General features: G+C 66.6%; 15 protein-coding genes. 2 read left to right on the top strand and 13 right to left on the bottom strand.

Translation table 11 applies throughout. From position 1 onward, the window contains the following. Positions 1-134: 134 nt before the first annotated feature. Genes ACGFK1_RS14880 through ACGFK1_RS14895 form a run of 4 tightly spaced genes read right to left on the bottom strand, consistent with a single transcriptional unit; the run spans position 135 to position 2,663 of the window. Positions 135-1,271, bottom strand: a complete 1,137-nt coding sequence (locus ACGFK1_RS14880; protein WP_393430154.1) for a M24 family metallopeptidase — start codon at positions 1,269-1,271, stop codon at positions 135-137. 10 nt (positions 1,272-1,281) lie between these two features. Further along, the gene (locus ACGFK1_RS14885; RefSeq protein ID WP_393430157.1) at positions 1,282-1,677 is read right to left on the bottom strand and encodes a VOC family protein; all 396 of its coding nucleotides are present in this window, start codon (positions 1,675-1,677) and stop codon (positions 1,282-1,284) included. Positions 1,678-1,690: 13 nt separating this feature from the next. Next, complete coding sequence (locus ACGFK1_RS14890; RefSeq protein ID WP_393430160.1) at positions 1,691-2,059, bottom strand: STAS/SEC14 domain-containing protein; 369 nt, start codon at positions 2,057-2,059, stop codon at positions 1,691-1,693. Positions 2,060-2,108: 49 nt separating this feature from the next. Further along, entirely contained in the window at positions 2,109-2,663 is a 555-nt protein-coding gene (locus ACGFK1_RS14895) for an SRPBCC family protein (protein WP_393430163.1), read from the bottom strand. On the opposite strand from ACGFK1_RS14895, the gene ACGFK1_RS14900 reads away from it, so the two are divergent. Continuing rightward, positions 2,632-3,582 (top strand): 5'-3' exonuclease H3TH domain-containing protein, encoded by a 951-nt coding sequence (locus ACGFK1_RS14900; RefSeq protein WP_393430166.1) that lies wholly within the window; start codon positions 2,632-2,634, stop codon positions 3,580-3,582. The genes ACGFK1_RS14895 and ACGFK1_RS14900 overlap by 32 nt on opposite strands. A gap of 9 nt (positions 3,583-3,591) precedes the next feature. On the opposite strand, the gene ACGFK1_RS14905 is transcribed toward ACGFK1_RS14900, so the two are convergent. The 7 genes from ACGFK1_RS14905 to ACGFK1_RS14935 are packed head-to-tail and all read right to left on the bottom strand — an operon-like array spanning position 3,592 to position 11,181. Continuing rightward, positions 3,592-4,398: a DUF4333 domain-containing protein gene (locus tag ACGFK1_RS14905; RefSeq protein WP_393430169.1), complete on the bottom strand. Its 807-nt coding sequence runs from the start codon at positions 4,396-4,398 to the stop codon at positions 3,592-3,594. Between the two features lie 39 nt (positions 4,399-4,437). Next, positions 4,438-7,185 (bottom strand): DEAD/DEAH box helicase, encoded by a 2,748-nt coding sequence (locus ACGFK1_RS14910; RefSeq protein WP_393430172.1) that lies wholly within the window; start codon positions 7,183-7,185, stop codon positions 4,438-4,440. Continuing rightward, positions 7,169-8,119: a twin-arginine translocase subunit TatC gene (gene tatC, locus ACGFK1_RS14915; RefSeq protein WP_393430175.1), complete on the bottom strand. Its 951-nt coding sequence runs from the start codon at positions 8,117-8,119 to the stop codon at positions 7,169-7,171. The genes ACGFK1_RS14910 and tatC overlap by 17 nt, the downstream gene beginning before the upstream one ends. A 46-nt stretch (positions 8,120-8,165) precedes the next feature. After that, positions 8,166-8,423: a Sec-independent protein translocase subunit TatA gene (gene tatA, locus ACGFK1_RS14920; RefSeq protein ID WP_393431210.1), complete on the bottom strand. Its 258-nt coding sequence runs from the start codon at positions 8,421-8,423 to the stop codon at positions 8,166-8,168. Between the two features lie 30 nt (positions 8,424-8,453). Then, entirely contained in the window at positions 8,454-9,428 is a 975-nt protein-coding gene (locus ACGFK1_RS14925; RefSeq protein WP_393430178.1) for a helix-turn-helix transcriptional regulator, read from the bottom strand. Next, positions 9,425-10,393, bottom strand: coding sequence for a helix-turn-helix transcriptional regulator (locus tag ACGFK1_RS14930; RefSeq protein WP_393431211.1), 969 nt, complete (start codon positions 10,391-10,393; stop codon positions 9,425-9,427). Before ACGFK1_RS14930 ends, ACGFK1_RS14925 begins: the two co-directional genes overlap by 4 nt. A gap of 56 nt (positions 10,394-10,449) precedes the next feature. Continuing rightward, the gene (locus ACGFK1_RS14935) at positions 10,450-11,181 is read right to left on the bottom strand and encodes a secretion protein EccK (protein ID WP_393430181.1); all 732 of its coding nucleotides are present in this window, start codon (positions 11,179-11,181) and stop codon (positions 10,450-10,452) included. Between ACGFK1_RS14935 and ACGFK1_RS14940 the strand changes: the two genes are divergently transcribed. Next, positions 11,162-11,641, top strand: coding sequence for a hypothetical protein (locus tag ACGFK1_RS14940; RefSeq protein ID WP_393430184.1), 480 nt, complete (start codon positions 11,162-11,164; stop codon positions 11,639-11,641). The genes ACGFK1_RS14935 and ACGFK1_RS14940 overlap by 20 nt on opposite strands. A gap of 1,080 nt (positions 11,642-12,721) precedes the next feature. Here ACGFK1_RS14940 and ACGFK1_RS14945 read toward each other — a convergent pair. Together ACGFK1_RS14945 and ACGFK1_RS14950 are read right to left on the bottom strand one after the other, a co-directional pair. Next, positions 12,722-13,660, bottom strand: a complete 939-nt coding sequence (locus tag ACGFK1_RS14945) for a hypothetical protein (protein WP_393430187.1) — start codon at positions 13,658-13,660, stop codon at positions 12,722-12,724. Positions 13,661-13,894: 234 nt separating this feature from the next. Further along, on the bottom strand, positions 13,895-14,716 hold the full coding sequence (locus ACGFK1_RS14950) for a hypothetical protein (RefSeq protein ID WP_393430190.1): 822 nt from the start codon (positions 14,714-14,716) through the stop codon (positions 13,895-13,897). Between the last annotated feature and the right edge of the window lie 65 nt (positions 14,717-14,781).

The following is a 14,781-nucleotide window of genomic DNA, read 5'->3' on the forward strand; positions in this document are numbered from 1 at the left end:
AACACTGGACTGGAAAACACCCGCCGAAGCCCTCGACGAACTACTCTCCAACCCGTCCACACCGACCGCTGTTGCATAGAGCGCTAGAAACCGCCGGCGAAAAAGGGCAGGTTTACGTCTGCTCACCGGAGGTACTAGGCGGACGGCTCCGCGGGCACCACGACCAGATCGTGCGGCCGGTTGTTCACCGACACGGCGCCGTCGGCGGTGACCACCACGATGTCCTCGATGCGGGCGCCCCACTGGCCGGGAAAGTAGATGCCCGGTTCGACGGAGAACGCCATCCCCGGCTCGAGCGGCAGGTTGTTGCCGGCGACGATGTAGGGCTCCTCGTGCACCGAAAGGCCGATGCCGTGGCCGGTGCGGTGCACGAAGGCATCGGCGAGGCCTTCGGCCGCCAGCACGTCGCGCGCGGTGGCGTCCACCTGTTCGGCGGTCACCCCTGGCCGCACCGCCTCGACCGCGGCCTGCTGGGCGCGTTGCAGCACGGCGTAGCGCCTGGCCACCTCGGGGTCCGGTGCCCCGATGCTGTATGTGCGCGTCGAGTCGGAGTTGTACCCCGGCTCGTACGGCCCGCCGATGTCGACGACGACCATGTCGCCGGCGCGCAACTCGCGGTCAGAACACTCGTGGTGCGGGTCGGCACCGTGCGGGCCGGAGCCGACGATGATGAATGCCACCTCCGAATGGCCTTCTGCCACAATCGCTTCGGCGATGTCTGCGGCGACGTCGGCTTCGGTTCGGCCGGGTACCAGGAATTCCGGGACGCGGGCGTGTACCCGGTCGATTGCGGCGCCGGCCTTGCGGAGCGCGTCGATCTCGGCCGCATCCTTGATCATTCGTAGCCGTCGCAGCACCCCGGTGGCGAGCACCGGGACCACACCGAGCACCTCGGCGAGCGGCAGGAGGTGCAGCGCGGGCATGGCATCGGTGACAGCCGTCGCAACAGGCGCGCCGCCCAAAGCGTCGGCAACCAAGCGGTGGGGGTCGTCGCCGTCCACCCAGTCGCGCACCGCCACACCGAGTTCGGTGACCGCGGACTCTTTCAGCGACGCCAGTTCCAGCCGCGGCACGATGACGGTCGGCTCACCGCTGGCAGGCAGCACCAGCGCGGTCAGCCGCTCGAAGGTCTGCGCCCGCGAGCCGACCAGGTAGCGCAGGTCGTAGCCGGGCGTGATAACCAGCCCGGCCAGGCCCGCCTCGGCGGCGGCCGTAGCGGCGGCATCGAGACGCTGTGCGTAGACATCGGTGCTGAATCGACTGGCGGTCATGCCATGAAGGCTAATCGTGGGCCGAATAGCTGGCGACTTCGATCAGGTTGCCGTCGGGGTCACGGCAGTAGTGCGACGTCATCGGGCCCATCGCGCCGGTCTTCGGCACCGGGCCCGCGGTGATCGTCACACCGCAGTCCCGCAGGTGCGCCCCGATCTCGTCGGCGCTGACGTCGGCGATGAAACACAGGTCGAGCGACCCTGGCGCGTCGACGGCACCGGTCTCCCAGTTCGGCGCGCCGGTAGGCCGGACGTTGATCTTCTGGTTACCGAACACCAGCGCAATTCGGTTGTCGCCGAATACTTCTCGCCGCATACCGAGCACCCGGACATACCAGTCGACGGTGGCCTCGACGTCGCGACAATTCAGCACCACGTGGTCGATGCGATCAACACCGAAGGGCATCTGCTCTCCTCTGTCAGCCGGCGGCCCACTGTGCGGCCCGCTCGATCTCGTCGAGACCGAACAGCGCGAGTTCGCCGGGGACCATCCAGGCGAACGCGTGTAGCGCGTGGGCCACCCATTCCTTGTCGGAAACAACCGCAATTCGCTTGAACGCCGAATGATGGTGAATCAATGCACCGAGCCCCAGCCGCAGGTCCTCCGCCAGGCCGCCCGGCCCGAAGCCCTCGTAGTCGGGCGCGATCACCTCGACGATCCTGATCTGTCCGGTTTTGGCCAGGGCATCCATCGTCGGCTTGAAATCGCGGAGGTCGTCGCCTCGCACACGACCTGATACACGCAAGCCGGTCACCCCCGCGGGCATATCGGGCAACATTTCGATCATCGGGCCACCTCCACGTCCAGTCTGGCCCCGTCAATGTTCGCGGGTCGACTCAAAGGCGGCGTTGCAGCGTTCGCACCCGGCGGCGCAACGCTGCCACCGGCCGGGGCGCGTACTGCCTTTCGATGGCACGTGCGCCGGACCGGAAGAACCGGCGCACGGCATCACTGACAGTTTTCTCGTCGCCATCGGTGACGGTGAAGTGCGCACTCCAGATCGCGGTGCATCGGTGTTGTCCGCCAGCGCGGATCCGGAACTCGCCGTGAAAATCGGCGATCGGAAGTTCGGAGACCGTGGCCTCGTATCGGTAGACGCGTTGCGCCGGATCGCGTTCGACCAATCGCTCCTCCCACCGCAGGCCGTCTTCGGTCTCCAAAGTCCGCGTCGCGCCGGGCTCTTCACCATCGCCGGACGCGGTGGTCACCATGGGATGCCAGCTTCGGATGCCCTGAAACGAACCGAGGTCACGCCACATCGAATCGGCGCTGCGATAGACGTCGGCGAAGACCTGAACCTGCGGCATGCCGACCGGATACCCGAGAAAGCGCCGCGCCACCCCTGGCAGGATGACCGGCATGTCCTTGTTGCTGCTCGACGGCGCCAGCATGTGGTTTCGTTCGTATTTCGGTGTGCCCTCATCGATCAAGGCGCCCGACGGGCGGCCCGTCAACGCGGTACGCGGATTCCTGGACGCCGTTGCGACACTGATCACCCGGGAGCAACCGACACGGCTGGTGGTATGCCGCGACGACGACTGGCGCCCGCAGTGGCGCGTCGATCTGATCCCGTCGTACAAGGCTCACCGCGTGCTCGAGGAGAACCCGGATGGCCAGCCCGATGTGGAGGAGGTACCCGACGAGCTGACCCCGCAGGTGGACATGATCATGGAGATTCTGGACGCCTTCGGCATTCCCACCGCAGGCGCACCGCAATGTGAAGCCGACGATGTCCTCGGGACGCTGGCTAACCAGGAGCGCCGCGACCCCGTCGTCGTGGTCAGCGGTGACCGGGACCTACTGCAACTGGTGTGCGACGACCCGGTTCAGGTGCGCGTCCTCTACCTGGGCCGTGGGCTGGCGAAGGCCACCAAGTTCGGACCGGCGGAGGTTGCCGAGACCTATGGTGTGCCGGTCGAGCGCGCCGGACCCGCCTACGCCGAGTTGGCGTTGCTGCGGGGCGATCCGTCGGACGGGCTCCCCGGTGTGCCGGGGGTCGGCGAAAAGACCGCCGCGACGCTGTTGGCACAGCACGGCTCGTTGGACGCCATTCTGGCCGCGGCACACAATCCGAAGTCGAAGATGTCGAAGGCGTATCGGACCAAATTGCTGGCCGCCACCGACTACATCGAGGCGGCGGGGGCTGTCGTGCGCGTGGCGTCGGATGCCGACGTCAACTTCTCCACGGAGTCCGACAAGCTGCCGCTGGCCGCCGAACATCCACGCAAGGTCGCGAAGCTCGCCGAGCAATACGGAGTGACATCGTCGATCGGGCGGCTCCAGAAGGCGCTCGACGGGCTGCCCGGCTAGAGGTAACGGTTACTTGGGGCGTCCCACCTCATAGGTGCCCTTGTCGTCCTGGAACGTCACGGTCACCTGGCGCTTGGTCCCGTCGATGCTGACCTCGCAATTGAAGGTTTCACCCTTCTTCACCGTGGGACTGTTGCCGTCGTTGCACTTGACGTCCTTGACGTTCTTGGCGCCATACCCGTTGGCCTCGTCGGTGAGGATCTGCTGCACGCCCGTCTGGGCGGCGTTGATGTCCAGCTTGGTGGTGACGAACCAGCCCGGTGTGACGAAGCCGAGCACCACCACCGCCGCGATGACCAGCACCAGAAGAGCACCGACCACGCCGAGGATGACGCCAAGTGAGCGCTTCGAGCCTTCCTCGGAGCCGGGCGCGGTGTACTGCGGAAACTGCCCGTACTGACCTGGTTGTTGGCCATATTGATCCGGTTGCTGGCCGTACTGACCGGGCTGCTGGCCGTACGGCTGGCCGGGTTGGGGGTACTGACCAGGCTGACCATACTGACCCGGGTACGCCTGCGGCGTATACGCGCCAGGCTGCTGGCCGTACTGCTCGCCCGGGTACTGCTGCGGCGGCTGATAGGCCGGCGGCTGGACGCCCTGGCCTGGCTGTTGATACTGCGGATACTGCTGCTGTTGCGGGTCGTAAGCAGGCTGAGGCTGCCAGGCGGGCGCTGCGGTCGTCGGTTGCTCGCCCCCAGGAGCCGGCGGCTGCCACGGCTGATTCGCCGACGGTTCGCTTGACGGCTGATCCTGCCCGGACTCCGGCTGTTGGCCGGGCCACGGCTGCGTCGGATCAGATCCTTGCGGTCCGCTCATTTCTCTCCTTGCTCACGGGTCGCACTGCTGGCGAACAGACTACCCGGCATCAACAGCCACGACGCCGCGTCGAATGTCGTTGATAGCGCGTTTCGCGGTCGCCCGCAGCGCCGGCGTTGGCGCGGCATTGCGAACCTGGTCGAGCAGGTCGAGCACTTGTCGACACCACCGCACGAAATCCCCCGCCGACAACGGTGTCCCGGTGCCGGACGCGTCGGATGCGGCCAGCGCGGTGGTCAGGTCACCGGTGGTGGCCCAGCGGTAGATGGCGGTTGCGAAACCTTCTTCCGGCTCGCGGCTTTGCGTGATTCGGTGGCGCTGCTCATCGGCGCGTAATTCGGTCCACAGCCGGCGGGTCTGGTTCAGCGCGCGGCGTACCTTGCCGGTCGGCACCTGGATTCCGTCGGGAGCGCCGGGCGCGTCGCCGCGGGATTCGTAGAGCACCGACGACACGACGGCTGCCAGTTCAGCGGATTCCAGGCCTTCCCAGGTGCCGCTGCGCAGGCATTCGGCCACCAGCAGGTCGCTCTCGCTGTAGATCCGGGCCAGCAGTCGGCCGTCGTCGGTGACCTTGGGGTCGGCGCCGTTGCCGTCGATGAATCCGCGCTCGGTCAGCAGCACCACGATGCGATCGAAGGTGCGGGCCAGCGAGTTGGTCGCGGCGGCGATCTTCTGCCGGAGTTGTTCGTTGTCGCGTTCGGTGCGCAGGTAGCGTTCGGCCAACCGGGCCTTGGCCTCTCGTTCGGGTAGCTGGTGTGCGGGGTGACGCCGCATCTGTTCCCGCAACCCCGCGAGTTCGGGATCGACGTCGCGCTCCTTCGGCGGACCGCTGCGGTGGCGGTTGGCCGAGGGCACGTCGAGCCCGGTCGACGCCGAGCGAAGCGCTGACGCCAGGTCGCGCCGCATCCGCGGGTTGCGGTGTTCGACCCGCTTGGGCAGCGGCATCGAACCGAGAGGTTCCGAGGCTCCCGAGTAGTCGGCCGACGAAATCCGCCCGGCCCAACGGTGTTCGGTGAGCACCAGCGGCCGCGGATCGTCGCTGTCACGGTCCGCCTCCAGCACGACGGCCAATCCGCCGCGGCGCCCGTGGGTGATGGTGATGATGTCGCCACGGCGCAGCGCGGCCAGCGCATCGTTGGCGGCCCGGCGCCGTTGCACGCGCGATGCCCGCGACTGCGCGCGTTCACGTTCCGAGATTTGCTGTCGAAGTCGCACGTACTCGAGGATCGGCGCGTCGCGTCCGCCGTCGAGTTCTCCTGCGATTTCGTCGAGTAACCGTTCGCCGCGCTCGACGGCACGCACCAAACCGACCACCGAGCGGTCGGCCTGATACTGCGCGAACGAGCTCTCCAGTAGTTTGTGCGCCTGTACAGGCCCCATCTGGGTCACCAGATTGATCGTCATGTTGTACGTCGGCGCGAAGGAACTTCGCAGCGGGAACGTTCGCGTGGACGCCAGGCCAGCGACTTCCGCCGGGTCAATGTCGGGATGCCACAACACCACCGCGTGGCCCTCGACGTCGATACCGCGTCTACCCGCCCGACCCGTCAGCTGGGTGTACTCCCCCGGCGTCAACGGCATGTGCTGCTCGCCGTTGAACTTGACCAGCCGTTCCAGCACCACAGTCCGGGCCGGCATATTGATGCCCAAAGCCAATGTCTCCGTGGCGAACACGGCCTTCACGAAGCCGGCGGTGAACAGCTCCTCGACGGTATGGCGAAAGATCGGCAGCATTCCCGCGTGGTGGGCGGCCAGCCCACGCAGCAGCCCCTCACGCCATTCGTGGTAGTCCAGGACGACGAGGTCGGCGTCGTTGAGTTCAACGGTGCGCCGGTCGATGATCTCGGCGATGCGGACCCGTTCGTCGTCAGACGTCAGCCGCAGCGACGAGCGCAGGCACTGCTTGACCGCAGCGTCGCAGCCGGCTCGGGAAAACACGAAAGTGATTGCGGGCAACAGGCCTTCGCGGTCGAGTGAGCTGATCACCTCGGGTCTGCCGGGTGGCCGGTAGATGCTCGGGCGGGATCGACCACGCCCACGCGGCTGCCAGTCGGCCAGCCGGTCGGCCTCGCGTCGATTCGCGATGTGGCGCAGCAGTTCAGGGTCGACGAGCATGTCTCGGCCCGGTTTCGATGTCTTCGAGTTGCGGTAGTCGAACAGGTCGAACAACCGCTTGCCGACCAGCACGTGCTGCCACAACGGGACGGGACGGTGTTCGTCGACGACGACGGTGGTGTCGCCGCGCACCGTCTGGATCCAGCCACCGAACTCCTCGGCATTGCTGACCGTCGCCGACAGGCTGACCAACCGCACCTCGTCGGGCAGGTGCAGGATCACCTCCTCCCACACCGCCCCCCGCATCCGGTCGGCCAGGAAGTGCACCTCGTCCATCACGACATGCGAAAGCCCCTGCAATGTCGGCGAATTCGCATACAGCATGTTGCGAAGCACTTCGGTGGTCATCACCACGACGTCAGCGTCGCCGTTGATGGACTGGTCGCCGGTGAGCAGGCCGATACGCTCGGGACCGTACCTGGCGACAAGATCGTTGTGCTTCTGGTTGCTCAACGCCTTGATCGGCGTGGTGTAGAAGCATTTTCGGCCCGCCGCCAGCGCCAGGTGCACGGCGAACTCGCCGACGACAGTCTTCCCGGCCCCAGTCGGCGCGCACACCAGCACCCCGTGCCCGTTCTCCAGTGCTTGGCAGGCGCGCTGCTGAAAGTCGTCCAGCGCAAAGGGTAACTGCGCTGCGAAGTTGGCGAGTTGGCCGTTAGGTGGCGTCGTCATCAATTACGACCCGGGCTGGCGAAGCTACGGTGCTCGGCGCCTCGATCGGTTCGACGTTGCCGATCGGCGCGGCAAGCTCGTCGGGAATGTCCTCGGCCGCTTCCCGCCGGGCCTTGCGCTTGTCGTGGATGCGGGCGAGTTGAATCGAAACCTCGAGTAGCAGTGACAACGCCAGCGCCAGCGCCAGCATCGAGAAGGGGTCCGACCCAGGAGTGGCGAACGCCGCGAACACGAAGAGCCCGAAGATCAGCCCGCGCCGCCACGCCTTCAGCCGCGCGTAAGTGAGGATGCCGACGAGGTTCAGCATGATGATCAGCAACGGGAACTCGAAGCTGATGCCGAACACCAGCAGCAGGTTGATCAGAAAGCCGAAGTACTGGTCACCGGATAGCGCGGTCACCTGGACGTCGCTGCCGACGGTCAACAGGAAGTGCAGCGCCTTGGCCAACACGATGTAGGCGAGCACGGCGCCGGTGACGAACAGCACCGCTCCGACAGCGACGAACGCGCTGGCGAACCGGCGTTCCTTCTTGTAGAGCCCGGGCGTGATGAACGCCCACATCTGGTACAGCCATACCGGGCAGGCCAGGATGATGCCCGCGGTCAGCGCCACCTTGAGCCGCAGCATGAACTGGTCGAACGGCGCAGTGGCCAGCAGGCGGCATTCGCCGTCGGGGGCGATGGCGGCCCGCGCGGACGGCGGAAGCGAACAGTACGGCCCCCGCAGCCACTCGCCGAGGCTGTGGAATCCGAAGAAGCTGTGGCTGTACCAGAAGAAGCCGACGGTCGTCGTCAGCACCACCGCGGCCACCGAGATCAGCAGCCGACTCCGTAGTTCGGTCAGATGCTCGACCAGTGACATGGTGCCGTCAGGATTGACGCACGACCGACGTCGGCGCGGATCGAGTTTCTTGAAGATTCCGGGGGTTTGCACGGGTTAATTACGCCGCGTCATGAGGCGGCCTCTGGGTTGGCGTCGGTCAGGCCGGGCGTTGGTCCGACGGCTGCTCGGCCTGCGGAGCAGGCGGCGGCGTGTCGACGCGCTCCGAGGAGATCGGTGTGGCCGGCGGCGCGGTGGCCTCCGGCTTCGAGTCGGATTGCATCTCCTTGATCTCCGACTTGAAGATCCGCATCGACTTACCGAGCGAACGCGCCGCGTCGGGGAGCTTCTTGGCACCGAAGAGCAGCACGAACACGGCGATAACAATCAACCAGTGCCAGGGTTGTAGACCACCCAATTTGGTCACCTCCAGACGTCTGGACCGAGTCTACCTGCCGACGCTGTCCGCTCCGACCTCGTAGGCACGTAGCGCCGCGGTGGCCGAATTGCGGATCCGCTGAGCCAGCGATTCGGGCTCCAGGACGCGTACCGCGGATCCGAAGCCCAGCACGAACCGGGCCATCCATTCCTCGGATGCGTACGTCATCGCAGCCTCACAGGCGCCGTCGGGTAGCTCGCGGATCTCCCGCAGGGGGTAGTAGTCGAACATCCACGACGCGGACCGGTCGATACGCAGTGTCGCCGCCGGCAGTGACGGGTCGGCGTCGAACAGCGAGGTGTCCGGTTCCGCCTGCACAGCGGGCGGCGGCGGAGTCGACGGCTCGTCGAGCACGTGCGCGTCGACGATGCGGTCGAAGCGGAACAGTCGCACGCCTTCGGCCGAGCGGCACCAAGCCTCCAGATAGCTGTGGTCGGCCACCAGCACCACCCTGATGGGGTCGACGATGCGGCTGGTCAGCACGTCGTGGGAGGCCGAGTAGTACTCGATCGACAGGGCACGGCCGTTGCGTACGGCGGCGCGCACGGCGGCGGCGGCCTCGCTTTCGACGGGCGCGGGCGCGTCGACTGCGGCTTCAGCACCCTGACCCACTGTGCCCGCAGCGGATTCGATCTTGGCGATCGCGCTGCGCGCCGCCTCGGGGTCGACCATGCCGGGCACGTCAAGCAGCGCGCGCAACGCCACCAGGATGCCGGTGGCTTCGGGCGAGGTCAGCCGTAGCGGGTGGTCTATGCCCGCAGTGAACGTGACTTCGATTGTGTCGCCGGAGAATTCGAAGTCGATGAGGTCACCGGGACCGTAGCCGGGCAGCCCGCACATCCACAGCTGGTTGAGGTCGTCGCGCAATTGCTTGACGCTGACCCCGAGGTCGGTCGCGGCCTCGGCGTAGGTGATCTTCGGGTTGGCCTGGAAGTACGGCACCATGTTGAGCAGCCGGACCAGACGGGTGGAAACGGCGGTCATGCGGGCACCTCGCCGGCTTGGGCGCGAAGGCGCGCCAGCACGTCGTCGCGCAGTGATTGCGGGTCGAGGACGACGGCGTCGGGACCGTATCCGGCGATTTCGCGGGCGAGGCGGTCCATCATGCCGATCTCGACGGTGATCTCCTCGCCTTCACGGCCACCGAGGGTTCGCGGTCCGATGACCGTGGCGTGCCTGCGCAGTGCGGTGGCACGGCCCTCGGCGACCCAAACCCGGGCCTGGCCGGCGGCGGGCCACTCTCCTACCGCCCGGTCGACGATCTCGCGCAGATTGACACCCTCGGGCAGTTTCACCGCGCCGGTCGGGCCGATCGGGGTGACGTCGGCACCGATGCGTGAGAGCCGGAAGGTTCGGGTGGCGTCGCGGTCGCGGTCGTGCCCGACCAGGTACCAGCGCCCCTTGTCGGTGACGACGCCCCACGGCTCGACGGTCCGGACGGTGTACGGGTCGCTGCGGGATGGCCGGTGCGGAAATTGGACCGCTTGGCCGGAGTCGATGGCTGACAACAGGATTCCCAGGACATCTTCGGAGCCGCGCAGACCGGGTAGCACGCCGGTCGAGGAGATTGCGATGGCGGAGTCGGTGGCGTCGACGTCGACGCCTGCAGCGCGCAGCTTGAGCAACGCGCCTTGGGTGGCGGTGATCAGTTCGGGCGATTCCCACAGTTGGGTGGCGACGGCGACGGCGGCGGCCTCGTCGGCGGTCAATTCGACGGCAGGCAGCGCGTAGGCGTCGCGGTTGATGCGGTAACCCTCTGTGGGGTCGAATTGCGAAACCCGGCCGGTCTCCAGCGGGATGCCGAGATCGCGCAGTTCGTTCTTGTCGCGCTCGAACATGCGGGAGAAGGCTTCATCGCTGGCACTGTCGGCGTAGCCGGAAACGGTTTCGCGGATCCGCTCGGCGGTGATGTACGTGCGGGTGGAGAGCAGCGCGATGACGAGGTTCATCAGCCGCTCGACTTTGGAAATACCCACTCGTGACAGCTTAGGGCTTCCGGTCGCGGTCACTTCGCTGCGGCACCTGCTAGCGCGTCGGAGATGAGAACGCTCAGGTGCTGCCAGTAGATCCAATCGGCGATCGCCCCTCGTTGAGCGGCAGCGTCAGCGGCGGTGTGCGCTCGATACAGAGCCTGTTCTTGGGCGTGGTTGGCGTAGTTGACGAATGCCTCGAGATGCGCGATCCCGCGGTCGGGATTGGTGCTCATCATCGGCTTCATCACCTCGAACCACAGCTTGCTGCTCTCGTCGGCCGGAGGGTTGGTGTCCGACGGCGGCGGCGGCAGCAGCTCTGACAAACCGCCGGCGCTGACACCGGCCAGGCGTGCGGCCGCGTCGGGAGCGATGATCGCTAACCGGTTGCGGCCCTGCATCTTTCCGCTGTCGGGGATGTCGTCGGATTGCAAAATGACCTTCGCTGTGCCGGGGTCGAAGCCCTTGAACTGGTCGACGGTCGCGACGACGGCGCGCAGCCTGAGGTTGTGGTGTTGCGCCCACCCTTGGACGGCGAGGATCGGATAGGTGGCCCACTTCGCCCGTTCGCCGAGCGGGATGGCTTCATCGGCGCTGGCCATGCGGACTTGCTCGGGCAGGTTGACGCCGTCGGGGATGTAGGCGATGCCGTAGCTGTTGGCGACGACGATCTGGCCGTCCTGGGTAAGTGCGGTTATCCAGAAGAAGCCGAAATCGAGGTTGGGCTCGGCATTGAGCGCGGCGCCGATGCGACGAGCGATCTGCAATGGGTCGCTGCCGCTGGTGCTCTGGCGGCGCAGTGCGTCGGCGGTCGCTGCCGCGGCGATGGCGTCGCGCTCGGCGCGGGCGGCCGAAACCGGAACGGGCGCAGGCGCGCCCACGGCGCTGCTGGCTCCGGCGGCGGAGGCCGGTGCTACGCCCGGGCCGACCGATGTGGCGGCAGGCGCCGCGGTGCCTGGAGCGCCGAGCGGCGCGGCGGGTGGCGGTGTGGGCGGCGGGCCGAGCGGCATCGAGGGGGCCGCTGGGCTTCCAGGCGCCGCGCCGACGGACGGAGCGGGTGGCGGCGGCGCGGCGTGCGCGGCTGGCGCGCCGGAGGGCGCAGGCGCGCTGGGTGTCGGCGCGGGGGCATCGGGAATGGGCGCCGGACCGGGCGGTGGAGTGGGGATGGAAGGTTGGGCGGCGAGCGGCGGGCTGCTTACCGGATTGGTCAGGGGCGCGGTCTGTTGAAGGCCAGTGGGCTGACCGGACGCTGCGGCTTTCGCGGCATCTGCGCCTGGTGTGCCCTGCAGTCCGCCGTCGCCCGCTGAGCCCGGGCTGACGGGCGGAGTCGTTGCCGGGCCTCCGGGTGAACCCGAGGTCGTCGACAATGGCGAGCTTGGGCTGCTGATGCCGGGAGACGCCGACGGCCCAGGTGAAGAGCCACCGCCGAGGCTGGGTGCTGCGGGGGCGCCAGGCGCGGCAGGGGCAGGACCTGCGGAGACTCCGGGCGCGGCGGGTGTGGCTAGGACCGGCCGCTCCACCACTGATGGCGCCGGTGGAGGCTGGGCATTTTGGTTTAAAGCGCTGTACGCAGGCCTTCCTGATGGGCCGCTAGTAGAGACCGGCACCGCGGGAACTGGCGGGGCTGGGTTACCAGCAAGGGACTCGTAGTCTGGCCGGCCTTGCGCTTCAGCCAGCTGGCCTTCTAGCGGTGGCGGACTGCCATTTAGAGAGTCATAGCCCGGCCTCCCGGGGTGCCGTGCGGTGAGTGTTTGCATGTCTTGCGGCTGATCAGGATGTGGCTTCGCGGGCTCGTCAGTCGGCGACCGCGGTAAATCTCCCGGTTTGGCGCCCCACGCTAATGCAAACGTGTTAACGACGTCGGCGTTCTCTTTATACTCGCGCTGCACAAGGGTTTTGATTGCGCCATCGGGGTTTTGGTTGCTTTTTGCTGCTGCTTTTTCGATCGACTTAATTTCCTGCTGGGCAGCGCTCACATTTGACGTGATGGTGTCTTTCGCATCGACGATGGTAGTTGCGGCGTTCTTGCACCACGCGATCGCATCGGTGAGTTGCTTGGCGTGATCTTGCAGCGCCTTCGTGGCGCCCTCGACCGCTGAGCTCGCAGCTTTGGAAGCGTCACCCGACCAGACGTGAACTCCGTTGAAGATTGTCGCTTGATGCCTCTGCCAGTTGGAGAGCGCCGCATTGACTTGGCTCAGAACTCCGCCTAGCTCGTTCGCCCGTCCGCTAAACAAGTCTTCGTCAGCTTCTGGCCAGGCGCCGGGTCCCGTCATCTCAGCGGCGTGCGGGCCGGCTGGCCTGCTCTTACCCACTGGCCACCGCCTTACATGCCTGATCGACAGTCAGTGCGACATACGTAGCAGTGCTGGCCAAGTAGTTGTCTGCTGCTGTGTATGTCGGTATGGCCTTTACGAATGCGCGACGATATTGAGCAGAAAGCACCGCGAAGTCTTCCATCGTGGCATTTCCACTTCGGCGCCCTAACGCTTCTAGATCGTCTGCGAACTTCGACATGACAGGCACTACGGCTTCGTAAGCAGCTTTCTGCTCAGACGTCCATTGCGTGGCTGGAATCGTCTCACTTATCGCTTGCCATGCGGCCGTGTCGTCGAAGAATCTCTTCAACAGCGGCACCCATTCCGAACAAATCGGATCGTCGTCCGTAAGTAGGCGTCGTGCGTCCGCTGGATTGCTCGGAGGTGACACAGAGGACGGGGGATCCACCGGCGGGATTAAGGGAGCTTCCGCCTGCGCGGAACCGTAAGTGATTGCGCCACATACATTTGCCAACACTCCCCCCACGCCATCGGCTACCCTCGCGAGGTCGTTATCACGCGGCGTGTAGCTCGGTATCCGCTCAGCGAAGGCGCGGGCATACGCGATGAATTGCTCGTATAGCTCACGCATCACACGGTGCGGTGTAGTCTTCGTGAGCGCAGCGGCTTGATCGGCAGCGCCAACCATCGCCTGACCAACCGATTCGAAAGTTGTGCGCTGATCAAGCGTCCAAGATGCGGCCGGCACTGACGCGTCCCGATCGAGCCAACGGACCCTTTGTTCAGCATCGGTTAGCCCGGCGCCGACCTTGCTCCACGCCGCACACGTTGGATCTTCCGTGATGATGCCAACGGGCCCTTTGTCATTCGCGCTGGCGAACTCGGAGTCGCTGCCATTCGTGGGCGTCGGCGACCCGCCACCTCCGGAGTTCTTGCCGACAACCAACGCCGTGACGACGACCGTCACCGCGATGATTGCAAGTAACGCGATGCCGCCAAAGATCCACTTGCCCTTGCCACCTCGTCTTGGCGGCGGTCCTGGCGGAGGACCCCACGGCTGCTGCACGCCCCACTGCGGAGCCCCACTCGGCTGGCCCGGAGGCGGTCCCCATTGCGGACCGCCTGTCGGCGGTTGCGAACCCCACTGGTTTGGTGGCGGCGGCACACTCATCGGCACACCTTGGCGTCACAAATAGTCATGTCACAGAGCACTTTCCGGACCTGAGGTCGCCGGGCGCGTCGGCGCCGGCTTATGCGGCTGCGGCTGTGCCTCCGTGGGCGGTACCGGCTTCGGCTCCGCAGGCGCGCGTTCGGCCGCACCCGGGCCCGCCGCGCCTTCGGAAGGGGCTTTCTGCTCCGGCGCCCTCTCCTCCGACTCAGTGCGCTTGGCTTCGTCCGGCGAGCTTTCTCCCTGCTGATCCGGATCCGTCTTTTCCCCCGCGCCGTCGGCCAATTGGCCGGCTTGCTGCATCGCACTCTGGACGCCCTGCATGATCCCCTGCGGTATCGACGCCGCCATGCTCGCCAATTGCATCGGTATCTGGGCCGCCTGCTGCGCCATCTGCATCGGCATGCCCATCATCTGGCCAAGCTGGCCCGCCTGCTGCGCGGCACCCGCCGCACCCGCCGCACCCGACGCAGGAGCCTCGCCAGCCACACCTGTGGCGCCCGCCGCGCCACCGCCAGTTCCGCCCGCTCCCCCTGCGCCTGCGGTCTCGGCGCCCTCGAGTTCGGCCAACGCCTTGAGAACCTGGTCCGCCAGGTGTTGATCGACGCCCTCGTACTTCGCGGCTGCCTGAATGATGTTCTGCGCTGTCCGCAATGCGTCCGCTTTCGTCACCGGCAAGCCCGCGATCAACGGCGCCTCGATCGCCTGCGTGCGCGCATAGAGAATTGTCGACAACGCGTCTGCGCCCGTCGCCGTGAACGGCAGCGGTGGCTCTGGAATGTCCCCCGCGGCGCTCAAGAATCCCTGACCGCCAGTGGCGAGCGGTGTCGTGTCGACCCTCAACTCTCCGGGCATCAGGCCGGTCCCCCTGCCAAGTCGCGCTCAATAGCTGATCCATCTGCGGCCACACACCTGAGGAC

It is taken from the genome of Mycobacterium sp. NPDC048908, assembly GCF_043197955.1.
In the GTDB taxonomy this organism is placed as follows: domain Bacteria; phylum Actinomycetota; class Actinomycetes; order Mycobacteriales; family Mycobacteriaceae; genus Mycobacterium.

Coding starts and splice junctions, on each gene's coding strand:
- ACGFK1_RS14880 (WP_393430154.1), bottom strand. CDS start 1,271: ATGACCGCCAGTCGATTCAGCACCGATGTCTACGCACAGCGTCTCGAT.
- ACGFK1_RS14885 (WP_393430157.1), bottom strand. CDS start 1,677: ATGCCCTTCGGTGTTGATCGCATCGACCACGTGGTGCTGAATTGTCGC.
- ACGFK1_RS14890 (WP_393430160.1), bottom strand. CDS start 2,059: ATGATCGAAATGTTGCCCGATATGCCCGCGGGGGTGACCGGCTTGCGT.
- ACGFK1_RS14900 (WP_393430166.1), top strand. CDS start 2,632: ATGTCCTTGTTGCTGCTCGACGGCGCCAGCATGTGGTTTCGTTCGTAT.
- ACGFK1_RS14895 (WP_393430163.1), bottom strand. CDS start 2,663: ATGCTGGCGCCGTCGAGCAGCAACAAGGACATGCCGGTCATCCTGCCA.
- ACGFK1_RS14905 (WP_393430169.1), bottom strand. CDS start 4,398: ATGAGCGGACCGCAAGGATCTGATCCGACGCAGCCGTGGCCCGGCCAA.
- ACGFK1_RS14910 (WP_393430172.1), bottom strand. CDS start 7,185: ATGACGACGCCACCTAACGGCCAACTCGCCAACTTCGCAGCGCAGTTA.
- ACGFK1_RS14925 (WP_393430178.1), bottom strand. CDS start 9,428: ATGACCGCCGTTTCCACCCGTCTGGTCCGGCTGCTCAACATGGTGCCG.
- ACGFK1_RS14930 (WP_393431211.1), bottom strand. CDS start 10,393: ATGAACCTCGTCATCGCGCTGCTCTCCACCCGCACGTACATCACCGCC.
- ACGFK1_RS14940 (WP_393430184.1), top strand. CDS start 11,162: ATGCGACGAGCGATCTGCAATGGGTCGCTGCCGCTGGTGCTCTGGCGG.
- ACGFK1_RS14950 (WP_393430190.1), bottom strand. CDS start 14,716: ATGCCCGGAGAGTTGAGGGTCGACACGACACCGCTCGCCACTGGCGGT.